21 protein-coding genes, 1 tRNA gene and 1 pseudogene are annotated in these 22,217 nt (G+C 69.6%); 14 read left to right on the forward strand and 9 right to left on the reverse strand.

The window, feature by feature from the left end; all coding sequences use genetic code 11:
- Nucleotides 1-17: 17 nt before the first annotated feature.
- On the reverse strand, nt 18-359 hold the full coding sequence (locus tag ORI60_RS31755) for a histone-like nucleoid-structuring protein Lsr2 (RefSeq protein ID WP_030476951.1): 342 nt from the start codon (nt 357-359) through the stop codon (nt 18-20).
- Between the two features lie 324 nt (nt 360-683).
- On the opposite strand from ORI60_RS31755, the gene ORI60_RS31760 reads away from it, so the two are divergent.
- The 6 genes from ORI60_RS31760 (at nt 684) to ORI60_RS31785 (ending at nt 5,269) form a co-directional block, all read left to right on the forward strand.
- On the forward strand, nt 684-965 hold the full coding sequence (locus ORI60_RS31760; protein WP_090067635.1) for a metal-sensitive transcriptional regulator: 282 nt from the start codon (nt 684-686) through the stop codon (nt 963-965).
- 52 nt (nt 966-1,017) lie between these two features.
- A tRNA-Leu gene (locus ORI60_RS31765) sits at nt 1,018-1,091 on the forward strand.
- A 293-nt stretch (nt 1,092-1,384) separates the two neighbouring features.
- Nucleotides 1,385-2,971, forward strand: coding sequence for a LamG domain-containing protein (locus tag ORI60_RS31770; RefSeq protein WP_266041685.1), 1,587 nt, complete (start codon nt 1,385-1,387; stop codon nt 2,969-2,971).
- A gap of 256 nt (nt 2,972-3,227) precedes the next feature.
- A complete protein-coding gene (locus ORI60_RS31775; protein WP_266041686.1) occupies nt 3,228-3,989 on the forward strand; it encodes a cellulose-binding domain-containing protein in 762 nt (253 codons plus the stop codon).
- 78 nt (nt 3,990-4,067) lie between these two features.
- Nucleotides 4,068-4,682 (forward strand): ClpP family protease, encoded by a 615-nt coding sequence (locus ORI60_RS31780; protein ID WP_266041687.1) that lies wholly within the window; start codon nt 4,068-4,070, stop codon nt 4,680-4,682.
- Entirely contained in the window at nt 4,679-5,269 is a 591-nt protein-coding gene (locus ORI60_RS31785; RefSeq protein ID WP_266041688.1) for a ClpP family protease, read from the forward strand. The genes ORI60_RS31780 and ORI60_RS31785 overlap by 4 nt, the downstream gene beginning before the upstream one ends.
- A gap of 39 nt (nt 5,270-5,308) precedes the next feature.
- Here the strand turns inward: ORI60_RS31785 and ORI60_RS31790 are convergent, their stop codons facing one another.
- Nucleotides 5,309-5,677: a helix-turn-helix domain-containing protein gene (locus ORI60_RS31790; RefSeq protein ID WP_266041689.1), complete on the reverse strand. Its 369-nt coding sequence runs from the start codon at nt 5,675-5,677 to the stop codon at nt 5,309-5,311.
- A 127-nt stretch (nt 5,678-5,804) separates the two neighbouring features.
- Between ORI60_RS31790 and ORI60_RS31795 the strand changes: the two genes are divergently transcribed.
- On the forward strand, nt 5,805-6,596 hold the full coding sequence (locus ORI60_RS31795) for an SDR family NAD(P)-dependent oxidoreductase (RefSeq protein WP_266041690.1): 792 nt from the start codon (nt 5,805-5,807) through the stop codon (nt 6,594-6,596).
- A 10-nt stretch (nt 6,597-6,606) separates the two neighbouring features.
- The gene (locus ORI60_RS31800) at nt 6,607-7,197 is read left to right on the forward strand and encodes a TetR/AcrR family transcriptional regulator (RefSeq protein WP_266041691.1); all 591 of its coding nucleotides are present in this window, start codon (nt 6,607-6,609) and stop codon (nt 7,195-7,197) included.
- On the opposite strand, the gene ORI60_RS31805 is transcribed toward ORI60_RS31800, so the two are convergent.
- The 3 genes from ORI60_RS31805 to ORI60_RS31815 are packed head-to-tail and all read right to left on the reverse strand — an operon-like array spanning nt 7,194 to nt 10,145.
- Nucleotides 7,194-8,690 (reverse strand): tripartite tricarboxylate transporter permease, encoded by a 1,497-nt coding sequence (locus tag ORI60_RS31805; RefSeq protein ID WP_266041692.1) that lies wholly within the window; start codon nt 8,688-8,690, stop codon nt 7,194-7,196. The two genes, ORI60_RS31800 and ORI60_RS31805, sit on opposite strands and share 4 nt — an antisense overlap.
- Nucleotides 8,683-9,174, reverse strand: coding sequence for a tripartite tricarboxylate transporter TctB family protein (locus ORI60_RS31810; protein ID WP_266041693.1), 492 nt, complete (start codon nt 9,172-9,174; stop codon nt 8,683-8,685). The genes ORI60_RS31805 and ORI60_RS31810 overlap by 8 nt, the downstream gene beginning before the upstream one ends.
- Nucleotides 9,171-10,145, reverse strand: a complete 975-nt coding sequence (locus ORI60_RS31815) for a Bug family tripartite tricarboxylate transporter substrate binding protein (RefSeq protein ID WP_266041694.1) — start codon at nt 10,143-10,145, stop codon at nt 9,171-9,173. Before ORI60_RS31815 ends, ORI60_RS31810 begins: the two co-directional genes overlap by 4 nt.
- Before the next feature lie 141 nt (nt 10,146-10,286).
- On the opposite strand from ORI60_RS31815, the gene ORI60_RS31820 reads away from it, so the two are divergent.
- The 6 genes from ORI60_RS31820 (at nt 10,287) to ORI60_RS31845 (ending at nt 15,107) form a co-directional block, all read left to right on the forward strand.
- On the forward strand, nt 10,287-11,858 hold the full coding sequence (locus ORI60_RS31820) for an ATP-binding protein (protein ID WP_266041695.1): 1,572 nt from the start codon (nt 10,287-10,289) through the stop codon (nt 11,856-11,858).
- The gene (locus ORI60_RS31825) at nt 11,855-12,526 is read left to right on the forward strand and encodes a response regulator (RefSeq protein ID WP_266041696.1); all 672 of its coding nucleotides are present in this window, start codon (nt 11,855-11,857) and stop codon (nt 12,524-12,526) included. The genes ORI60_RS31820 and ORI60_RS31825 overlap by 4 nt, the downstream gene beginning before the upstream one ends.
- A 260-nt stretch (nt 12,527-12,786) precedes the next feature.
- Nucleotides 12,787-13,314, forward strand: a complete 528-nt coding sequence (locus tag ORI60_RS31830; protein ID WP_266041697.1) for a DUF4232 domain-containing protein — start codon at nt 12,787-12,789, stop codon at nt 13,312-13,314.
- The gene (locus ORI60_RS31835) at nt 13,311-13,802 is read left to right on the forward strand and encodes a GNAT family N-acetyltransferase (RefSeq protein WP_266041698.1); all 492 of its coding nucleotides are present in this window, start codon (nt 13,311-13,313) and stop codon (nt 13,800-13,802) included. Before ORI60_RS31830 ends, ORI60_RS31835 begins: the two co-directional genes overlap by 4 nt.
- A gap of 68 nt (nt 13,803-13,870) precedes the next feature.
- Nucleotides 13,871-14,479 carry a LysE family translocator gene (locus tag ORI60_RS31840; RefSeq protein ID WP_266041699.1) on the forward strand — a complete coding sequence of 203 codons (609 nt, stop codon included), beginning with the start codon at nt 13,871-13,873 and terminating at the stop codon, nt 14,477-14,479.
- 19 nt (nt 14,480-14,498) lie between these two features.
- Nucleotides 14,499-15,107 (forward strand): LysE family translocator, encoded by a 609-nt coding sequence (locus ORI60_RS31845; RefSeq protein ID WP_266041700.1) that lies wholly within the window; start codon nt 14,499-14,501, stop codon nt 15,105-15,107.
- Here the strand turns inward: ORI60_RS31845 and ORI60_RS31850 are convergent.
- The 4 genes and pseudogenes from ORI60_RS31850 to ORI60_RS31870 form a co-directional block, all read right to left on the reverse strand.
- The gene (locus tag ORI60_RS31850) at nt 15,104-17,263 is read right to left on the reverse strand and encodes an ATP-binding protein (protein ID WP_266041701.1); all 2,160 of its coding nucleotides are present in this window, start codon (nt 17,261-17,263) and stop codon (nt 15,104-15,106) included. The genes ORI60_RS31845 and ORI60_RS31850 overlap by 4 nt on opposite strands.
- A 167-nt stretch (nt 17,264-17,430) precedes the next feature.
- Nucleotides 17,431-19,880 (reverse strand): annotated as a pseudogene (locus ORI60_RS31860) (bifunctional lysylphosphatidylglycerol flippase/synthetase MprF).
- Nucleotides 19,877-21,175, reverse strand: coding sequence for an alpha/beta hydrolase (locus ORI60_RS31865; protein WP_266041704.1), 1,299 nt, complete (start codon nt 21,173-21,175; stop codon nt 19,877-19,879). The pseudogene ORI60_RS31860 and the gene ORI60_RS31865 overlap by 4 nt, the downstream one beginning before the upstream one ends.
- Nucleotides 21,176-21,265: 90 nt before the next feature.
- The gene (locus tag ORI60_RS31870) at nt 21,266-22,204 is read right to left on the reverse strand and encodes a maleylacetate reductase (RefSeq protein WP_266041705.1); all 939 of its coding nucleotides are present in this window, start codon (nt 22,202-22,204) and stop codon (nt 21,266-21,268) included.
- Nucleotides 22,205-22,217 lie beyond the last annotated feature (13 nt).

Consider the following 22,217-nt stretch of genomic DNA (forward strand, 5'->3'; position numbering starts at 1 on the left):
TCGCGTGTTCGCGCAGGTCAGGAGGCGTGCGCTTCCTGGAACTGCACAACCAGGTTCTGCGGAATGCGACCGCGGTCCGAGATCTGGTGCCCCTGCGCGCGAGCCCAGTCACGAATGCGCTGCGCCTCAGCCTTGTCGGTGGCCTTGACCGTGGACTTGCCGGTGCCCTTGCGCTGCTTGCGGCCACCCGCACGGCGAGCCTTGCCGACGAAGTCCGCCAGCGACTCGCGAAGCCGCTCCGCATTTCCCTTCGACAGGTCGATGGCGTACTCGACACCGTCAAGTGCGAAGGTCACGGTCTCGTCGGCTTCTCCGCCGTCGAGGTCGTCGATGAGTTGGACGACGGTCTGCTGTGCCACTGTTCCTCCGTTGGGTACTCACATAGCACGCGGATCCTCGACGTAACCACGTGCTTCGACAACACCGTAGTACACACGACGAAAAACGGCGAACCTTTCGCAGCTAAAATGTGACCCCAACCCCCCGGTCGGGGCATTTACCCGGTAAACCACACGGGTGTTATGGGTCCAAAATGTGCTGCTAGTCGTCTCACTTCGACCCGTTGCTGGGCTTGCCGGACGCTTCCTCATTCCCGCTGACGGAGCAGCGCCGGACATAACGCACCCCGATCCGGTGCGGGTATCCTCCACATACCCGCCAGGGGTAGGGAAGGTCAGGGGCCGATGCACGGGTACACCGCGGACAAGGACGCATACCTCAAGCGACTGCGCCGCATCGAGGGACAGATCCGCGGTCTCCAGCGCATGGTCGAGAACGACGAATACTGCATCGACGTCCTCACCCAGATCTCCGCCGCCACGAAGGCACTGCAAGCGGTGTCGCTGGGCTTGCTCGACGAGCACCTCAAGCATTGTGTCGCACAGGCCGCCGCGGAAGGCGGTGCCGTGGCCGAGGAGAAGCTGGCAGAGGCCTCGGCGGCCATCGGCAGGCTCGTCAAGTCGTAGGGGTCCCCACCAGAAACTCGCTGGGGTGATCCGCTACAGTTCACCCAGCTACGCCCCCGTAGCCCAATCGGCAGAGGCAGCGGACTCAAAATCCGTCCAGTGTGCGTTCGAGTCGCACCGGGGGCACGACCTTCGGGCGAGGTATGTCTGCGGAAAGCGCAGACCGTACCTCGCCCGTGGTGTTTTCTGGGGGCCGAGCCCCCAGACCCCAGCCGGGGCGCTGCGCCCCCGGACCCCCGCCTGGTCTTCGCTTCGCTCGACCCCACCTGGTCTTCGCTTCGTTTGGTTGGCTTCGTCTTGTGATTCCAATGTGGAATCGGTGAATGTTGTTGTGCTGGTAGGCGGAGCGTGTAAGGCTGCCGCGCATTGACGTTCGCGTGTTGTCGGGGGGCGCGCGCGGATTGCTTGGGGGCTTTGGCTTGAGACGTCTCTTCGGGCTGCGCGTTGGCGTGATCATCGCGGCGGCCGCGCTGTTGCAAGGGGTGGCGGTTCCGGTGGCTGTCGCCGCGCCGGACGCGCCTTCGTACACGTCGTCCGTCTACAAGACCTCCGGCTGTGCTCCCGAGGGGTGCGGCGGGATCGGAGTCGAGGACACGTTCCTGTTCTCCAGCGCCTCGGCCGACGTCGTGAAGTTCCGCTGGGGGTTCACGGAGTTCCCGACCGACGAGGTGGCGGTCGGCGTGCCGGTGCGCTGGGCGCCCGCGGAGGCCGGGCCGAAGCGGCTTCACGTCTACGCGGTCGACAGCGCCGGGGAGTCCACGCTCAGCACGTTCGACTTCTACGTGAGAGCGCCGAAGCCGCGTGAGGCGTACTGGTTCGGCGGTGACGACCCCGCCTTCGACGGGTCGGGGAACGGTCACGACCTGGTGCTGAGCGGGCTCGACGTCGCCAGGGCCGGGCGGACGGTCGGCGGGTCGCCGACGGTCGGGTTCGACGGAGCGGCCGCCGGTGGCGCGACCACCGCGAAGGTGCTCGACACGACCCGGGGGATCACGGTGTCGGCGTGGGTCCGGCTCACGGACGGCTCGGTGGACCGGACCGCGGTGAGCCAGCAGGGCGCGGTGGAGTCGGCGTTCCGGCTCGGCTACGACGCCGGCACGCGCAGGTGGACGTTCGCGCTGGCCGAGAAGGACGCCGCGAACTCCGCCCAGCGGACCGTGCGGTCGAAGGCCCGGGCCGTGACCGGGGTGTGGACGCACCTGACCGGTACCTACGACGACGCGAGCGGTGAGGTCCGCCTGTACGTCGACGGTGTCGTGCAGGAGAAGGTCGCGGTGGTCGAGAAGGGGTTCGCGGCAGAGGGCGAGCTGTGGATCGGCAAGGCGCTGCGCGGCTCCGCGGCCACCGAGGCGTGGCACGGCGAGCTGACGGAGATGCTGGCGTGGAACCGCGCTGTCACTCCGCGGGAAGTGCGGGAGCTGGCCGTGGTCGCCCGGGTCGGCTACTGGTTGTTCAACGACGGCAATGACACGGTGGCGGTCGACTCCACGAACTACGCGCACGACATGACCCTCAGCGGCGCCACGTGGGGACCGGGTGTCGGCTCGTCGGGACTGCGATTCGACGGCGGCGGCTCCGCGCGCACGAGTGACGCCGTGCTCTACACCGACCAGTCGTTCACGGTCGACGTGTGGGCCAAGCTCGACGGCACCGGAACGCCGGGCACGGTCGTCGCGCAGCGCGGGCCGTCCGATGTGGACCCGTTCGCGTTGAGGTACGACGGTGCGCAGTGGAGCGCGGAGATGCCGAACGCCGCGGTGAACCCGACGAAGGTGTGGCGGGCCAAGGGTGACGCCGTCGCGGGCAAGTGGACTCACCTCGTGGCGACGTACGACGCGAACGCGCGCACGCTGAGCCTTTCGGTCGGCTATCAGGACACGCCCGACGTGCAGAAGAGCACTGTCGCGCGGGTGGCCGGCTGGAACTCGGACGGTGTGCTGACCGCGGGCACGTCGTTCGTCGGCGGGATCGACGAACTGAAGGCGCTGCAGGGCGTCGTTTCATAGGAACAGGACTCCGGGCGTTGATCAAGGCCGAACGGTGGATGTGATCGGCGCCCGGAGACCGCTACGGTCGTGCGGGTTGCATGATCGTGCGCGGGAGTCCCTGGTGTTGCGGAAGTCCTTGTCTGTTGTCTTGGTCTTTTTGGTGTGCGCTTGCGCGACCGAGAGTCCGTCGCGTTCCGTGTCCGCTCCGGCGCAGGTGCGTCAGCCGACGTTGGTCAACGAGTCACGCGGAGACGTGCCGGCTGTGGTGCGCGCGGTGGTTGACGGGCGCACGGTCGAGCTCGACAGCGGTGAACGCGTCGAGGTCTCGTTGCTGGCGCAGCCCGCGGCCTGCTGGGCTGCCGGAGCACGTGCGTTCGCTGAGAAGTGGTTGCTGGGCAAGACAGTGCGCGTCACCGCGCTGACGCCCGGCGAGGTGAACCTCCGGCTGGAGGACGGCACCGACTACGCCTCGCTCGCCGTGCGGGAGGGCGTGCTGAGGGCCCAGACCGCGGCCGGGTCGCTCGCGGAGGCGGAACTCGGTGCCGCGCGGGAGGACCGCGGTCTGTGGGGAGCGCCGTGCAACGGCATGGACGCCACGCCGACGACGACCACCACCACTACGACTGCTGCTCCTTCCGCGCAGCGCGTCGAGTCGACGGAGTCCAAGCCCGCGACCACAGTACCGTCTCCCGTGGTGACGACGACTCCGCCGGCGCCGACCTGTGCGGTGGCCTATCGGGTCGAAGGCCAGTGGCAGGACGGGTTCCAGGGCAGGATCACGATCAGGAACACCGGCGGGACGCCGATCAACGGCTGGACCTTGCGGTGGTCGTTCGCCGACGGGCAGAGCGTGCGGCAGATGTGGAACGCCTCCGTGTCGCAGCGGGGCTCGGCCGTCGCCGCGACCGGCGTCGACCAGGCCAGGTCCATCTCGCCGCGAGGTCAGGTGGAGATCGGGTTCCTCGGGACGTTCCGCGACAGGAACACCGCGCCCGCGTCGTTCACCCTCGACGGGACGGCCTGCGCGACCGGCTGACCTGCGCCTGCTGTGAGCTGATCTGCCCTCAGCAGAGAAAGCGGCGAACTCGTCGGGGCGGCGGGCATCGTCGGTGCCATGACGAACAGCGAGAAGCTCTTCAGCCCAGGGCTGCGAGAACGGTTCTTCGGTCAGCGCGTGCTGATTCTCGACGGCGCGCTCGACGACGACAACGGCACGGTGCTGGCGACCCAGATGCTGTCGCTGGCCAGTGAGGACCCGCGCCAGGACATCGCGTTGTGGATCAACTCGCCGGGTGGCTCGGTGCCCTCGATGCTGGCCATCCGCGACGTGATGCGGCTCGTGCCTTGCGACGTGGCGACGCTCGCGCTGGGCCTCGCCTGCAGCGCCGGGCAGTTCCTGCTGTCGGCGGGAACGCCGGGCAAGCGGTTCGCGTTGCCGCACGCGCGAATCCTGATGCACCAGGGAAGTGCGGGCATCGGCGGTTCGGCCGTCGAGGTGGAGGTGCAGGCGGACGACCTGCGGCACACCAGGGACACCGTGCTCGGCCTGATCGCGCAGGACACCGGGCAGCCGTTCGAACGGATCTTCACCGACTCGCTGCACGACAGGTGGTTCACGACGGAGCAGGCCCTCGAGTACGGGTTCATCGACCACGTCGTCAGCGACCTCGGACAGGTCGTCCCCGTCCGCATGCACAAGCTGGGACTGCACTCGGGAGCCGTCGCATGAGCACCTACACCATCCCCAACGTCGTCACGCGGGACGCGCGCGGCGAGCGGATCATGGACGTCTACTCGCACCTGCTGTCCGAGCGGATCGTCTACCTGGGCACCGGAATCGACTCCGGCGTCGCCAACGCGCTGATCGCGCAGCTCTTCCACCTCGAGGCGGACAACCCGGACCTGGAGATCAACCTCTACATCAACTGCGAGGGCGGCGACCCGTCGGCGATGCTCGCGTTGTACGACACCATGCGCTACATCAAGGCACCGGTCGCGACGACGTGCGTGGGGCAGGCGGTCGCCGCGGGAGCGGTGCTGCTGGCCGCGGGCGCGGAAGGACGCCGGTCGGTTCTGCCGCACTCCAGGGTCGTGCTGCACCAGCCCGCGGCGCAGGGGCGCGGCACGATCCCGGACCTCATCCTCGCGGCGGACGAGGTGGTGCGGGTGCGCACGCAGCTGGAGGCGATCCTGGCCAGGCACACCGGCCGGACCGTGGCCGAACTGCGCCACGACACCGACCGGGACCGCGTGTTCGACGCGGTGGGCGCCGTCGAGTACGGGCTCGTGGACCAGGTGCTGGACCAGCGAGCCTGAGCTGTGGAGCGTGCTCGTGACTGGAAGGGCGCGGCGGCCCTAGGCGGCCATCAACGCGCCCACCATCGCCACCGGGCCCGAGGGGCGGCCCGTCGGGCGTGAGGTGTGGAACTGGCTGCCCGTCCGCAGGTGGCCGGACGCGCGGAGATTCCGGACCTGACCGGCGATGCCGATCAGCAGGTCGGCCAGGTCGACGCCCAGGGCGCCGGCGACCGCCGCGATCATCTCGCTCGACGGCTCCTTGCGGCCGCGCTCGATCTCGGACAGGTACTGCACCGAGATGCCCGCGCGGTCGGCCACGTCGACCAGACGGTCGCCGCGCTCCTCCCGCGTCTCGCGAAGCTTGCGGCCCAGGGCTTCACGCCACAGGGGTTCCGGGGTGCGCTTGAAGTCCAGGATCTCCGCCATGTCGTCATGGTGACAGCACGCCGACCACGGGAAAGGGGCGTTCTGCTAGGAGCAGAACGGCATCGGCCCTAGGTAGTCAGATTACGACAGGTTGGCAGTGACTGCCACTCTGGCGTACGGTGTCGACATGGGAGTCGACTTCAAGAAGCAGACGGTGCTGGTCACCGGGGCGAGTTCGGGTATCGGTGCGGAGTTCGCGCGGCAGCTCGCGTCGCGTGGTTCGAGCCTCGTGCTGGTCGCACGCCGCAAGGACCGGCTGGAGGAGCTGGCTGAGCAGTTGCGGGCGGCGCACCGCGTGGCGGTCCACGTCGTGGCGGCGGACCTCGCCGAGCCGGGCGTCGGCGAGCGGCTGGCGGCGGAGGTCGCCGGGTTCGGCGTCACCAGCGTCGTCAACAACGCCGGCTTCGCCACCTTCGGGGCGTTCCACGAGGAGGAGCCCGAGCGGTTGCGGCAGGAGCTCGCGGTCGACGTCAACGCCGTCGTCGAGATCAGCAGGGCGTTCATCGAGCCGTTGCGTGCCAACGGTCACGGCTTCCTCGTCAACGTGGCGAGTATGGCGGCCTACCAGGCGACGCCCTGGTCGTCGGTCTACGGCGCGACGAAGGCGTTCGTGGTGAGCTTCACCGAGGGTCTGTGGGTCGAGTCGCGCGGTACGGGCCTGCGCGTCATGGTGCTGTCGCCCGGTGCGACGCGCACGGAGTTCTTCGAGGTCTCCGGCAGCGAGGACATGGCGGCAGACCTCCGGATGCAGACCGCCGGCGAGGTGGTCGCGACGGCGATGCGCGCGCTGGACCGCCGCGTCACGCCGGTGGGCGTCATCTCAGGCCGGATGAACCGGGTGCTGGCGTTCGCCGGACGTCATTTCGCTTCGCGTGCCATGGGCGCCAGGATGATCGGGCGGATGGTGCGGCAGAGCTAGAGTGGGGTTCATGGAGAAGCCGTCGACGCTGTGGGACCGGTCGCGTCAGGCCGTGGTCGCCGAGATCGTCGACACGGCGCTGAAGTTGTTCGCGGAGCAGGGGTACGAGGCGACCACGATGGCCCAGGTCGCCACCAGCGCGGGAGTGTCGCAGCGCTCGCTGTTCCGCTACTTCGGCACCAAGGAGGACCTGGTCTGCGGCGACCAGGACGCGCTGGGCGACCTGCTGGTCGCCACCGTCGAGGCGCAGCCGCCTGAAGTGTCCACCTGGGACGCTCTGCGAGCCGGGTTCACCACGATCCTCACCGCGTCGAACCACACCCCGCAACGGGTGCTGGAGATCTCCACGCTCATCTTCGAGAACCCGCCGCTGCGCTCGCGGTACTTCGAGAAGCGGCTGAGGTGGCAGCGGGCGCTGGCACCCGTGGTCGAGAAGCGGATGGGCATCGAGTCCGGTGAGATCCCGGACGCCCGCGCGATGGGTGTCATCGCCACGGTGTTCGCGTGCGTCGACACCGCTTCGGAACTGTGGGTCCGCCACGGCGGCAAGGCTGATGCGTTCGAGCTGTACGAACAGGCTCTTGCCGCCGTGCGCGGTTAGACCATCACCTCGGTCTTCTTGCGGCGCAACCGAAGCACGACCGCGACCGTCAGCAGCACGACGAGGATGCCGTAGGCAACCGCCGCGAACGGGCTGGTCACCAGCGCGCTGAGGTCGCCCTCGCTGATCTGCAGGGTGCGCCGGACCTGTTCCTCCGCCATCGGCCCCAGGATCAGGCCGACGACCAGGGGCGCGACCGGATAACCGTGGCGCCGCATGAAGAAGCCGATCAGGCCGATCACCAGCAGCACGATCAGGTCGTCCACGACGAAGTTCACCGCGTAGGTGCCCAGCGCCGCGAAGAGCAGGATGCCCGCGTAGAGGTACGGCCGCGGGATCTGCAGCACCTTCACCCAGATCTTCACCAGCGGCAGGTTCAGCACGAGCAGCATCACGTTGCCGATGTAGAGCGACGCGATCAGCGCCCACACCATCGGGCCGTTGTTGGTGAACAGCAACGGCCCCGGCTGGATGCCGTAGCTCTGGAACGCGGCCACGATGACCGCCGCCGTGGCGGTCGTGGGGAGCCCGAGCGTCAGCAACGGCACCAGAACGCCTGCCGCGGCGGCGTTGTTGGCCGCCTCCGGGCCCGCCACGCCCTCGATCGCGCCCTTGCCGAACTCCTCGGGGCGTTTCGAGAGCTTCTTCTCCGCCGCGTACGACAGGAACGTCGACACGTCCGCGCCACCGGCCGGCACGGTGCCGATCGGGAAGCCGATGAACGTGCCGCGCAGCCACGGTTTCCAGGAGCGCGCCCAGAAACCGCGCGTCATCCACTTGCCGCCCACGGGGATGACCTCGATCGGCCCGTGCCGCAGCCGCGACGCCACGTACAGCGCCTCGCCGACCGCGAACACGCCGACCGCCACCACGACCACGTCGATGCCGTCGGACATCGTCGCCACCCCGAGGGTGAAGCGCTGCTGACCGGTCAGCGTGTCGGTGCCGACGAGCCCGATGAACAGGCCGAGCCCCAGCGACGCCAGGCCGCGCACGGGGGAGGAGCCGAGCAGTGCGGCCACGGTCGTGAACGCCACGACCATCAGCGCCACGTAGTCCGCCGGGCCCAGCTGCACCGCGAGGTCCGCGATGGCCGGCGCCAGCAACGTGAGCAGCACCGTGGCGATCGTGCCCGCCACGAAGGAGCCGATGGCGGCCGTCGCGAGCGCGGCAGCGCCGCGCCCGGCCTTGGCCATCTTGTTGCCTTCCAGGGCGGTCACGATGGACGCCGACTCGCCAGGGGTGTTGAGCAGGATCGACGTCGTGGACCCGCCGTACATGCCGCCGTAGTAGATGCCGGCGAAGATGATCAGCGCCGCCGTCGGTTCCAGCGTGTACGTCAGCGGCAGCAGCAACGCCACCGTCATCGCCGGTCCGATGCCCGGCAGCACGCCGACGGCGGTGCCGAGCGTGACGCCCAGCAACGCGTACAGCAGGTACTCGGGCTGCGCGGCGGTCGCGAAACCCTCCAGCAGCATGGTGATGCTATCCATCGAGGAACGGCACCCCTTCGAAGATCCCGGCGGGCAGCGACAGGCCCAGGCCGTACGCGAACACCACCTGCACGAGCAGCGCCAGCACCACCGCGATCGGCAGTGCCCGCCACCAGGTCGCGCCCAGAGTCCAGGCCGCGCCGAAGAACAGCAGTGCGGCCGCGACCGGCCAGCCGATCACGTCGATGAGCACCAGGTGCGCGACCAGCACGGCCACGAGCTTGGCCACGGTGAGCCAGTCGGTGCGGACGTTCTCGTCGACGTCCTCGGCCTCCTCGGCCTGGCCGAGCTTGCCGCGGGCGGTCGCGATGATCGCCGCGATGCCCGTGACGACGAGCAGAATGCCCACGGCGTAGGGGAACGCGCGTGGTCCTACGACGTTGTCGTCGCGCCCGGCGATCGTGGTCGCGTCGACCAGGGTGAAGACCCCGACCGCCGCGACCAGACCGCCGAACGCGTACTCCTCGACTTTTGCAGCAATCACTTGACGAGCCCGATGTCCTGCAGCGCCGGCTTCACACGGCCGATCTCCTTGGCCATGAACGTGGAGAACTCGCTGCCGGTCAGGAACGTGTCCGTCCAGCCCTTCTTGGTGAGCTCGTCCTTCCACTGCTGGCTCGCGTGCATGTCGGTGACCAGCTTGGTCAGCCGGGCCTTGGCCTCCGCGGAGATCGACGCGGGCGCCACGACGCCACGCCAGTTGATCAGCTCGACGCCGAGCTCCTTGAACGTGGGCACGTTGAGGTCGGGCACCGGGTTCGGGCCGGACGTGCCGAGCGCGCGCAGCTTGCCCGCCTTGATCTGCTCCTTGTACTCGCCGACGCCGGAGATGCCCGCGTCGACCTTCTTGCCCAGCAGCGCCGCCAGCGACTCACCGCCGCCGGAGTACGGCACGTAGTTCAGCTTCGCCGGCTCGATGTTCTTCGCCTTGAGCAGCATCCCGGCGAGGATGTGGTCGGTGCCGCCGGCCGAACCGCCGGTGATCGAGACGCCCTTGCCCTTCTCCGCGACCGCGGCCAGCAGGTCGTCGATCGTCTTGTGCGGCGAGTCGGCGGGCACCACGACGACCTCGTCCTCGGCCGTCAGCCGGGCGATCGGCGTGGTCTCCTCCAGCCGGGCCGGCGACGCGTTGGTCTCCACCGCGCCGACCATGACCAGGCCGGTGATCATCAGGAACGACTCGGAGCGTTCGTTGAGGAGCTTCTGCAGACCGACCGTCCCGCCCGCGCCACCGACGTTGGTGACCTGCACCGAGTTGGCGAGCTTGGCACCGCTCACCGCGGACTGCATCGACCGCGCCGTCTGGTCCCAGCCGCCGCCGGGGTCCGCGGGTGCCATGATCTCCAGCTTCGCGATGGAGTCACCGCTGCTCGCGCTCTTGGCCCCCTGACCGCATCCTGCGAGCACCAGTCCGGCGGCGGCGACCGCCACCACTCGTCTCCATGCCGTGCCCATCGAGTACTCCTCGCTTCGTTGCGAACGTTGGGCGGGGACGCTAGGTAACGGCCGGGCGGCTCGTAAGGGTTAGGTCGTAAGTTCCGTATTGGTCGTTTAGTTCGTGACCTGTTTCACAGCTGATGCGTCAGAATTCCATCCATGTTCCGTCGGTCTGTTTCGTTTGGAGCCCTGCTGCTCGCGTTGCAGGTGGTCATCGTGCTGATGACGACCTGCGCCGCCGGGCTGTTCGCCGCCAAACTGCAGAGCGACCGGATCAGAGACTCCTACAAGGACCGGATGTTGTCCGTCGCGGAAAGCGTGGCGCGGCTACCGACGGTGATCGAGGCGTTCGATTCCGTTGACCCGCCCGCGACGGTCCAGCCGCTGGCCGAACTGATCCGCAAGGCGTCCAACGTGACTTACGTGGTGGTCACCGACTACAACGGAGTCCGCTACGCCCACCCCGACCCGAAGCGCATCGGCGAGCGCGTGTCGACCGACCCGACCAGCGCGTTGTCCGGTGAGGTCTTCGTCGGCACGGAGACGGGCACGCTCGGCACGTCGCTCCGCGCGAAGGTGCCGGTGCGGGCGGCGGACGGGCGCATCATCGGCATGGCGTCGGTCGGCATCTTGGAGAGCCAGCTCTCGGCCGACCTCGCCGAGGACCTGCCGGAGCTGATCGGCTGGCTGGCGGCGGCCGCGCTGGTCGGCGTGCTCGGGGCCGCGTTGATCACGCAGCACGTGCGGCGGCGGACGTTCCGGCTCGAACCGGCCGAGATCGCGCAGCTGCTCGAGACCAGGGACGCGATGCTGCACGGCATCCGCGAAGGCGTGGTCGCCGTGGACGACCAGGAGCGGCTGGCACTGGTCAACGACGAGGCGCTGCGGTTGCTGGGCCTGGACGAGAACCCGAGCGGACGCCCGGCGGCCGAGGTGCTCGACGACGGTCTGCTGGACCTCGCCCGTGGTGACGACGACGTCGCGGACCGGCTCGTCCTCGCGGGGGAACGGGTTCTGGTCGCGAACCGGATGACGGCCAAGACGAACGAACGCGCCGTCGGCGTCGTGCTGACGTTGCGCGACCGGACGGAGCTGCACGACGCGTTGCGCGAGCTCGACGGCCAGCGCACCGTCACGGAGGCGTTGCGCGCACAGGCCCACGAGTTCTCGAACCACCTGCACGTCATCGGCGGTCTGCTGGACCTGGACCGCGGCCCGGACGCCGTCGCCTACATCGAACGGGTCGGCGGCGCCGGCTCGGTCACTGCTGACATCATCGACGGAGCGAACGCCGATCCCGCCCTGGCGGCGTTGTTGCTGGCAAAATCCTCCACCGCGCACGAACGAGGTGTGGAGCTCCGGCTCGATCCCGGCAGCTCCGTCGACATTCGTGCGGGCGACGACGCGTTGACCGTGCTGGGAAACCTGGTCGACAACGCGGTCGACGCCGTGCAGACCGGTGGGACCGTGCGGGTGCTCGTGCGCTCGTCGGTCACCGGGGTGCGGGTGGTCGTGGACGACGACGGGCCAGGAGTCGCGGAGTCGCAACGCGGTCGCATCTTCGACCTGGGCGTGAGCTCGAAGGACGCCCAGGGCGCGCACGGCAGAGGAATAGGTCTCGCATTGGTGTCGAGGGTGGTGACCCGCCGCAGCGGCCGGGTCGCGATCACCGACTCGGAACTCGGCGGCGCGTCGTTCGACGTGTGGCTGCCGGAAACGGGGAACCGATGAGCGTGCGAACGCTCGTGGTCGACGACGACTTCGCCGTGGCGGCGATCCACCGCGGGTTCCTGGAGGCGATGCCCGAGTTCGAGGTGGTCGGCGAGGCCCACCGCGGCGGCGAGGCGTTGCGGGCCGTGGAGGCGCTGCGTCCCGACCTGGTGCTGCTCGACATCCACCTGCCGGACATGTCCGGGCTGGAGGTGCTGTCGCGGCTGCGTGCCCGCGGCGGGCCGCCGGTCGACGTCATCGCGGTGACGGCGGCACGCGAACGGGAGACCGTGCGGCAGGCCATGTCCCGCGGGGTCGACAACTACCTCGTCAAGCCGTTCACGCGCACGGCGTTCCTCGACCGGATGCGGGAGTACCTCGCGCAGCGGATCGAGGTGCAGCGGCTGGGGCAGGTGCTGGACCAGGACGAGGTCGACTCGCTGATGCACCACCGGCCCCGCACCCCGGCCATGCCGAAGGGACTGTCCGCCGTGACGTTGCGGCTGGTGACGGATGCGTTGCGGGCCAGCGAGAACGACCTGTCGGCCCAGGAGGTCGGGGACCGTGCGGGGCTGTCCCGCGTGAGTGCCCGCCGCTACCTGGAGCACCTGGTGACGATCGGCAAGGCGGAGGTGCAGCCCCGGTACGGCATGGCGAACCGCCCGGCGCACGGCTACCGGCTGACCTGAGCGTCCCAGTCGATGCGCACGCCGACCAGGCGCTTGCCGCTCGACCTTATCCGGCCTCTGTTGTCCGCCAGGACCATGCGCGCTGCTCGACGACCATGTGCAGCGACCCGCAGTTGAACTTGACTGCCCAGTGTCCTTGAGCTGTTCGCCCAGCTCGTAGGGGTGCATGAGCCCATCGCGCGATGTGCCGGGCCAGCGGACGTCGCTCCGCTTGTGAAGGTTTCGGCGGAAGATCCAAGACCCGTGGCAGTATCGGTCGCATGAGAACTGGGGGCAGGATTCTCGTCATGATCGCCGTGCTCGCCGGCTTGGCCGCGGGCACAACGGTGTCGCAGGCGGACGAACCGTCGTGCGAGACAGGTCTGCGGTTCACCGCGAACGGCACCAGCGCGGCGATGGGCCTGCGCCTGATGTCGGTCGAGGTGACGAACTGCGGCAGCGAGCCGTTGGAGCTCAACGGGTATCCGCAGGTGAAGGTGCTGGACGCGCAGCACGAGCAGTTGGACGTCGCGATCCTCGAAGGGTCCGGTGGCATCGCGGCGGTCGACGGGTTCGACGCCGCGCCACAGCCGATCACGGTGCCGCCGGGGGAGAGCGCGAAGAGCGCGTTCCTGTGGCGGAACACCCACGCGTCCGAGGAACCGCCGCTGGTCGGCAAGCACGTCGACATCGCCGCGGTGGCGGGGGACACGTGGCAGCCGCTGGTGCCGACGTCGCAGCAGGGCAGCATTTCGATCGATCTGGGCAGCACCGGGCGGATCGGCGTCCAGGCCTGGCACCGCCCGTGATCGAGCTCCGGCGCGCGACCCCGGACGACGCCGCCGCGGTGGCCCGGATCTGGTATCCGGGCTGGTGCGACGCGCACCTCGGCAACGTGCCGCGGCGGCTCGTCGACGCGCGGCCGGAGGAGTCCTTCGAGCCACGCGCGCTGGAGCACGTCGGCGAGACCACGGTCGCGACCGTGAACGGCGAGGTCGCCGGGTTCGTGATGGTCGTCGGTGACGAGGTCGAACAGGTCTACGTCTCGTCAGACCACCGCGGATCCGGTGTCGCGCAGGCACTCCTGGCCGCCGCCGAACAGGAGGTGGCGGCGAACGGGCACTCCCGCGCGTGGCTCGCGGTCGTCGCGGGGAACGTCCGTGCCCGCCGTTTCTACGAGCGGCAGGGCTGGGCCGACGAGGGCTTGTTCGACCACCGGGCGCCGTACCCGGACGGGCCGATCCCGGTCCCGGCCCACCGCTACACCAAGCCCGTGCGGGGAAATCCGGTCTCCTGACCGGACGCCGTCGTGTCGGGTGTGTTAAATCCTGTGGTGGCGCGGCACTTCCGTGTTCTCATGGCGTCATGTCGACCACCGCCCTCCTGAGCTTCACGCTCGTCGCGCTGCTGACGGTCATCACGCCGGGCCTCGAGACGCTGCTCGTGCTGCGCACGGCCCTGCTGGTCGGCCGCCGCACGGCCATGGGCGTCGTGGTGGGCAGCACGCTGGGCTGCCTGGTGTGGGCGGTCGCGGGTCTGGTCGGGCTGACGGCGCTGTTGCAGGCGTCCGAACTGGCCTACGACGTCGTGCGCTGGCTCGGCGCGGGCTACCTGGTCTACCTCGGCGTCAAGGCGTTGTGGCAGTCCAGGCGTCCCGTCGAGGTCGACGAACCCGCGCCCGTGCCGTCGGTGCGCGCGGCCGTGCGGGTCGGCCTGCTGACGAACCTGCTCAACCCGAAGCCGGGCGTCTTCTACATCTCGTTGCTGCCGCAGTTCCTGCCGGTCGGCCAGCCGGCGTGGGGCGCGGTGCTCGTGGCCATCCACCTCGGCATCGGGCTGGTGTGGTTCCCGATCCTGATCACGGCGGCCGGCCGCGCACGTGCTTTCCTGCTGCGGCAACGGCTTCTGCTGGATCGGCTGTCCGCTTCAGCGCTGATCGCGTTCGGCTTGAAAACGGCGGCGGACGCGCGCTGACGTGTGATGTCATGTCCGCATGTCGACCGCCGCACTCCTGAGCTTCTCGCTCGTCGCGCTGCTCACCGTCCTGACGCCCGGCCTGGACACGGTGATGGTGCTGCGCACGGCGTTGCTGAGCGGCAAGCGCGCGGCGATGGGCGTGGTCCTCGGCATCTCACTCGGGTGCCTGGTCTGGGCGGTGGCGAGCCTCGCGGGGCTCACCGCACTGCTGCAGGCGTCCGAGCTGGCCTACGACGTCGTCCGCTGGCTCGGCGCCGCCTATCTGATCTACCTGGGCGCCAAGGCTCTGTGGAACTCACGGAAGTCAGTGTCCCTGGGAGACTCCCGCCCGGTGCCGGGCGCGGGGGCGTCGTTGCGCGTCGGACTGCTGACGAACCTGCTCAACCCCAAGGTCGGCGTCTTCTACCTGTCGCTGCTGCCGCAGTTCATGCCCGCCGGTGAGCCCGCGTGGGGCGCGGCGCTCGTCGCCGTCCACCTCGGACTGGGCCTCGTGTGGCTGCCGATCCTGGTCGTGGTGGCCGGTCGCGCTCGCGCGTTCCTGTTGCGCCAGCGGGCTTTGCTGGACCGGTTGACGGCGTCCGTGTTCGTCGCGCTGGGACTGAAGCTGGCGTTCGAGGCGCGCTAACGCTCTCCGGTGACCGAGCGGTGCCAGGCTGCGAGCGCGACCCTGCTCGGCAGGCCGAGCTTCACCCGGATGTTGACCACGTGCCGGTCCGCGGTGCGCGGTGAGATGAACAGCCGCGTCCCGATCTGCTTCGACGTGAACCCGTCCGCGACCAGCCCGGCGATGGTGAACTCCTGCCGGGTCAGCCCGCCGGGCAGCTGCGGCTTCGCCCGGCGGCGCTCGGAGTCCGGCACCGGTTCGAGCGCGAACGCCATCGCCTGCTCCGGTCGCAGGTCGGCGCCGAGCGTCGAGATCACCTGGTAGTCGTCGCCGAGCGAGCGGCGGACCGTCCGGTCGGCGCGGTCCAGCAGCCTGTGGAACGGGCTCATGCCGCCGAACGAGATCCGCGAGATCCGTTCCTGCGACCGCAGTGCGCCGAGCAAACGCGCCGCGCGGTCGAACGCTCCGAGTTCCGCGCAGGCGCAGGCGAGCAGCCACAGGCTGAACGGCACACCCCACGTGTCGCCGAGCGCCAGCTGGATCCGCAACGCCTCGATCACCGGCGGATGCACCTGTGCCGGGTCGCCGTGCAGCAGTTCGTAGAGGCCGCGATGCCACAGTCCCCAGGCGTGCGACCAGTTCACGCCGTTGCTCTCGGCCTGCCTGGCGAGTGCTGTCGTGGCCTTGTCCGCGGATTCGGCGTCCAGCAGGAAGCACGTCGCCATCGCGTGCATCAGCTCGGTGACGTAGACGTCGCCCGGCGACGCGTACTGACGGCACAGCTCGACGACGTGCGCGTACAACGGCACGCAGTCCGGTGAACCCTCCACGAAGAAGAGATGCGTGGCCTCGGCGAGAACCAGGTGCACGTCGGTGGTCGGCAGCCGCGGCAACGCACGTGCCTCGCTCATCAACGGGAACGCCACCGCCGAATCACCACGCACCTGTGCCATGTACGCGCTGTGCGCCAGCAACGACGTGCGCAGCGGTGCCTCGGTGATCACCTCGCGGGCCGCCGCGAGCATGTCCCACGCCTGCCCGAGCATCCCCGCGAACGACGTGAAGCGCGACCGCTGCACGTTCATCGTCACGACCGCGCCGGCCGCGGCCAGTTCGGGCGTCCGGAGCGCGTGCCCGACAGCGGCGCGGATGTTCGGCCACTCCTCCCACATGCGGCCCATCCACACCGCCTCGCCGGGCGCGAACCACGAGCGGGCGGCCTCTTCCACGAACTCGCTGTAATGCACGGCATGGCGGCGCAACGGCTCGTCCGCGTCCGTCAGCAGACGAGCACCGAACTGCGCCACAGCGTTCGGTAATCGATAGCGGGTCTCACCGGTGACGGGGCTCGTCGTCGTCGCCACGATCGACCGGAGGACCAACGCGGACAACGGTTCCGGCACGTCCGCGACCGCTCTGGCTGCGGCGAGGTCGAAGTCCGCGCGGAACACCGACAACCGCGCCCACAACCGCCGTTCCTCGTCCGTGCACCGCCGCGCCACCCACTCGAGCACCTGCTCCAGCGACGCAGGCCGTTGCGGCACTTCGGACAGCACCGCATCGGCTGGTGACGCGGCCAGGAGCTCGATCGTGAGCGGCAACCCGTCGACCGCCTGGCACAGCGTCGTGACGTCCGGTGAGCCGGGCGGTAGCGCCGCCCGGTCCAGGTACAGCTCCACCGCGTCGTCCAGGCTCAGCGGAGGAACCCGCAGCAACTGCTCGCCGTACACGCCCAGCGGCTCCCGCGAGGTCGAGAGGACCGTCAGCCCCTCGCAGTCGCGCAACAGGTGGTGCGCAAGGTGCCGGACCGCCTCCAGCAGGTGCTCGCAGCCGTCCAGGACGAGCAGCAAATGCTTGTCGTACAAGGCCTCCACAAGCCTGCCGAGCCCAGCCGCCGGAGAGTTGTCGACGATCCGGAGCCCGGCCGCGACAGCGCGGGACAGCCCCGCCGGGTCGTGGAGGTCGTCGAGCCGCACCCGCCACACGCCGTGCTGGAACGCTCCCGCGCGAGCCAGCGCGCGTCCCGTCTCCACGGCGATCCGGGTCTTGCCCGCGCCGCCCGCACCCGCCAGCGTGACCAGCCGGGACCGGCGCAGGAGTGCCCCGGTTTCGGCGAGCACCGCCCGGCGGCCGATGAACGTCGTGGTCTGGGGAGGCAGATCGCCCCGCACGGTCATCGGCGCATCTTCGCCTAGTGGCGCGGGAGTGTGATGACGAGCATCACCTCTCCACCCTTTCGGACTAGCGGCGTGACCCGGAAGGTTGGCGAGGTGATCGGCGTTCAGCAAGGCACCTCGCACCCGTCTGACCGCGAATTCCCCCGGCAACCTTCCGGGCCGCGCCACTAGCGAGTTCGACCGGGCGTGGTCACGCGCTCGCGAGTCCGGATGATCATCTTGGTCGCGAGCCGAAGTCCCTGCCGCGCGTTGAGGTGCGGGAGGTACGCGCGGCTCACCGCGTTGGCGATGCGCGGCAGTGCCGCCGAGTCCGGATACGCCATGAACATCGGCTGGTAGGTCGGCTGGAACTTCGCCTTGAACGCGAACAGCGAGCGGAAGCCGTACACCGGCTCCAGCACCTGCCCGGTGAGGTCCAGGACGCGCTGCAACGCCCGCGGCCGTTCACCGCGGTCCAGCCGCGCGAGCGGTGCCCCGGACAGGCTCAGGAACCTCGCGCCCTCGGCCTGGAGCTGTTGTGCCGCCGAGGCGATCAGGAACTCCATCGAACCGCGGAAGCCGTGCGAGCGGCGGCGCATGAAGTCGAGCGTCCACCCGACGACCTCGCCGTCGGCGTACACCGGCAGCCAGCTCGTGATGCCGTGCACCGTCCGGTCGCCGTCCACCGCCAGCAGGCAGCGGACCCGTCGCCGGCCAGCTCCTCCAGGCCTCCCAGAGTGAAACCCATCTCCGGCAGGCCCTTGTCCGCCACCCACTCCGCCGAGATCGAGCGGATCTGGTCCGTGATCGCGTACGGCGCCTCGGCGTAGGTGCACCACTCGGCGGTGATCCCGGCCTTGGCGGCCTTGTTCAACGCCGTGCGCACGTCCTGCCACTTCTTGCCGGTGAAGCTCAGCTCGTCGAGCTCGATCACCGTGTCCTCGGCGACCTGCACCGCCGACCAGCCGAGCGTCTCCACCGCGGCCCGCGTCTCCGCGCCCACGCTGTAGAGGCACGGCGTCCAGCCGTTGTGCGCGCAGAACTCCGCGAACCCGCGCACGGCGTCCAGCCGCGCCGGCCCGATCGGATCGCCGACCGTCAGCGCGATGGTCGCCACCACGCGGTACGCGATGGCCGTCTCCCCGTCCGGCGTGAACCAGTACTGGTTGCCTCGCCACGTCGTCATGTACGACAACGACGAGCCGCCGTGACGCCGCATCAGCTGACGGGCGTGCTCCGCCGACTCCTCGCACGACGACGGCCACGTCCGCCACGACGCCATCAGCAGACCGGCCAGCACGATCAGCCAGAACACGACGCCGGTGTACTCGAACAGCAGCGTGCCGGCGAACCCCTCGGCGGAGAACCGCAGCGGCACCAGGTCGAGGTAGCCGGGCGGCAGGAACCGCGTCGGCAGGTCCGCGAGCAGCGCGCCGAACCCGGGCTCCGGCGTGAACTGGTCGCGGACCAGGTACCCGCCGAAGACGTACAGCGCCGACAGCGACGCGACGCTGATCGCCGTGAACCGCCAGAACCTCACGACGGCATGCCGAGGAAGACGCACGTCGAAATGCTTGCGCGTCAACAACAGCACCGCGGTGATCGCGAGCGGTGCGAGCATCGGCACACCGAACGAGACCGCCAGTTCCAGCACGCTCGCGTCCGGGAACTGCGCGACGTGCACGACGTACGAACCGATGAACGCCGCGAACGCCACGTTGAACACGAGCGCCGCCCGCCACGCGAACCGCCGTCCGCGCCGCAGCCCTTCCGCCAGCACGAGCAGCAGCAACGCCGGCAGCAACGACATCACGAGCGCGGGGAACCGGCCGTACGACAGCTGGACCACCATCGTCCGGCACAGCTCGACCGCGTCCGAGGCGCACACCGCCTCGACGTCCTCCTGCGACGGCTGTGCGACCGCGACGACGTCCGCGAACCACCACAGCGGCCCGTTCGGGTACGGCGACATCATCGACACCACCGGCCCGAGCGCCGACGCCGCGAGCAGCAACGCCACCAGCACCCGCGTCTCCTGCAGCGAACGCGCCTTGTGCACCGGCCCGCGCTTCAGGAACAACGCCCCGACCAGCAAACCGGCCACGCCACCGGACAGTCGGAGCAGATCTTCGAGCCAACCCGAGTACAGAGTAAGGACCAGCACCGACAAGATCGTCATCAGCCGGACGCGACGCTTCCACAGCGGCGGCATCCGGAACGTCAGAGCGAGTGCGAGCCCGACCCCGCCGATCGACGGCCCCGCCGCCGACTCGCCGATGAGCGACTCCATCCAGCCCCAGTGCAGGTCACCGCCGACCAGCACCAGCCAGAGCCCGAGGAACGAGCCCAGCACGTGCGTGGTCAGGAAGATCACCGCGGTCCGCAGCGCGCCGAACTCGCGCTCCGCCAGCGGTCCGGTGACGGCCAGCAGCACCGTCGTCGCGAGGTAGCCCAGCAGGTCCATCGACCACAGCGCCGAGGTGAGCACCGCCCACCACGGGCTCCCGGTGCCGAACCCGGTCCGCGTGAGCAGCTCGTCGCTCGCGCCGCCGATCGCCCCGGTCAACGCCCCGGCCGTCCAGAAGACGATGAGGAACGCGCACGTCAGAGGTGCGGTGCGGAACAGCCTGGCGATCATCTGACCAACCCTGTTCGCTGCGCGAGCCACGGCAGCGACCCGAAGAGGCCCTCGCGGGCCATGTTCCAGTCGTGGTTGTTCGGCAGTTCTTTCCACTGCACGTCCATTCCGGCCTTCCGGCACGCCTCGAAGACCTCGGCGTCCGCCTTGCGGTACGTGACGTCGTCGCGTCCGGCGACGACCATGCCCGCGGTCTGCGGGAATCGCTGGCGCGCGAGGACGTCCATCGGGTTGACCCGGACGAACGCGGCCTCGTCGCCGCCGAAAGCCGCCTTGACCGTCTCCTGCCGCGTGCCCAGGGAGGGCTCGGGCTGGGGAGCGAGGGCGACGAAGTTGCCGTAGACGTCCGGCGCGCGCACGGCCAGCTGCACCGAGCACGTGGCGCCCTGGGAGAAGCCCGCGACGGTCCACGACTCACGGCGCTCGTCCACGGTCAGCCGTTGCTTGATCCACGCGGGCACGTCCCGCGCCAGGTACGTCTCCGACTGGCCCAGCCTCGAGTCGAGGCACAGCGGGTTCGCGGTCGACGTGCCGAGCTGGTCGACCACCACGACGATCGGCGCGAGCCCGTCGTGCTGACGCGCGTACGCGTCGAGGTTGTCGAGGATCCGTCCGCCGTCGAACCAGTCGCGGGGACTGCCCGGCTGGCCCGCCATCAGGACGATCACGGGCAGTCGCGGGCGCGGGGTCGTGTTGTAGGCGGGCGGCAGGTAGATCCACGCCGGCCGCGCCTTGAACGCGCCGGGGATCTCCGCCTCGGTGACCACGCCCTTGTCCGGGAGGCCATCCGGCCGCTTCCAGACGTCGGCGAGCTTCTGACCCGCGGGCACGTCGACGACACCCGTGGGCGGTGGAGCGGCGTCGTTCAGGTCGACCCTGTTGTTCTTGAAAACGTCCAGGAAGGCACGTGTGGTGGGGTACTGCCCGAAGTGGGCGTTCGTCGCGACCACCGCGCTCGCCGTCACGCTCAGCGCCAGGAGGACGCCGAAGACCCGTCCGCACCACCGGCCGGAGCGCAGCCGCACCGCCGCCAGCGTCAACGCCACCAGCGCCGCGCCCAGCCACACCGCCAGAACGGTCGGCAGCGGCTCCGGCCACGGTTTCCACACGTGGTCGACGACGAGCACGAGCCCGGTCGTCACGAGTGCGCACGTCAGCACGGCTATCGGCAGCACACGGGCCCACCACGTCCGGTTCCTCCGGATCGCCAGGTACGTGAGGGCGAGCACGGCGGCGGCCGTGGCGAGCTTGGGGATCGGTCCGTTTATCAGAGACAGATCCAACGGGCTGATCATGCCCTCGATGCTTCAGGAAGTCTTCAGGAAGCACATCGGATGTTGGTCTCGTTCAGAGCCGTGAACATCAGCCTGAAGAATGACAACCCCTCAGCCGTTCGACGCGTCGCGCCACGCGTTCGTCAGCACCCGCAGGGCGTCCGGATGCTCGGCGATCTCCGCGGCGCGGGACAAATCGGACTCCGCCATCCCCAGTTCCCGCAACGAGGTCGACGCGCCGAACCGGGTGGCCGTCTCGTGGACGCGGGCGGCCAGATCGGACGGTGCCGTGTGGGCAAGCAGCGCCGTGTGGGTGGCGGCGTGCGGCAAACCGAACGTACCGCCCAAAACGTGCGCGAGCTTGTGGTGCAGTCCCATGGGGACGGACGCGAGGCACGTGCCCGCGAGCCACGCCGAGGACAGCAGCTCGGTCCGCGCCTCCACAGTGGACGGGTTTCCGCTCAAAGCGTGCAAAACGCCCTCGATCGCCCTGGTCGCGATGGCGTCGATCAGCGGGTTCTCGTTCCCTCGGGCGGCGACGGCGTGCGCGAGAGAGTTGAGCGCGCTCGTCACCGTGACGTCGAGCGGCAGGTCCAGCGTGAGGTCGACGTCGTAGATCACCGTGTCCGGTTGGATCGCCGGGTCGCGCCGCGTCTTCTTCCTCCCCGACGCCGTCTCGCCGAGCACTTGTGTGACCTCGGAGCCCGCGTAGGTCGTCGGGATGATGATCTGCGGTACGCCCGCACGCACCGAGAGCGCTTTCGACAGCCCGGTGCTCGACCCACCGCCGACCGACACGATGCAGTCCGCGCCGTGTTCGTCCAACGACGCGAGCGCGCGCTCCGTGACCTCGACCGGCGTGTGCATGACCGCACCGGTGAACCGGGTGGCCAGCAGCGGGCCGAGTTCGGCGGCCACCTCGTCGCCACCGTGCCGGGCGATCAACAGCACTCGCCGCGCCCCCAAGCGCTCGGCCTCGGCTCGCACGGAGGAGACGGTGCCGCGGCCGAAGACGACGCGGGTGCGGCCGGGTTCGAAGGTGAAGCTCACGAGGAACGAATAT

The organism is Lentzea sp. NEAU-D7 (assembly GCF_026242055.1).
Taxonomy (GTDB): domain Bacteria; phylum Actinomycetota; class Actinomycetes; order Mycobacteriales; family Pseudonocardiaceae; genus Lentzea.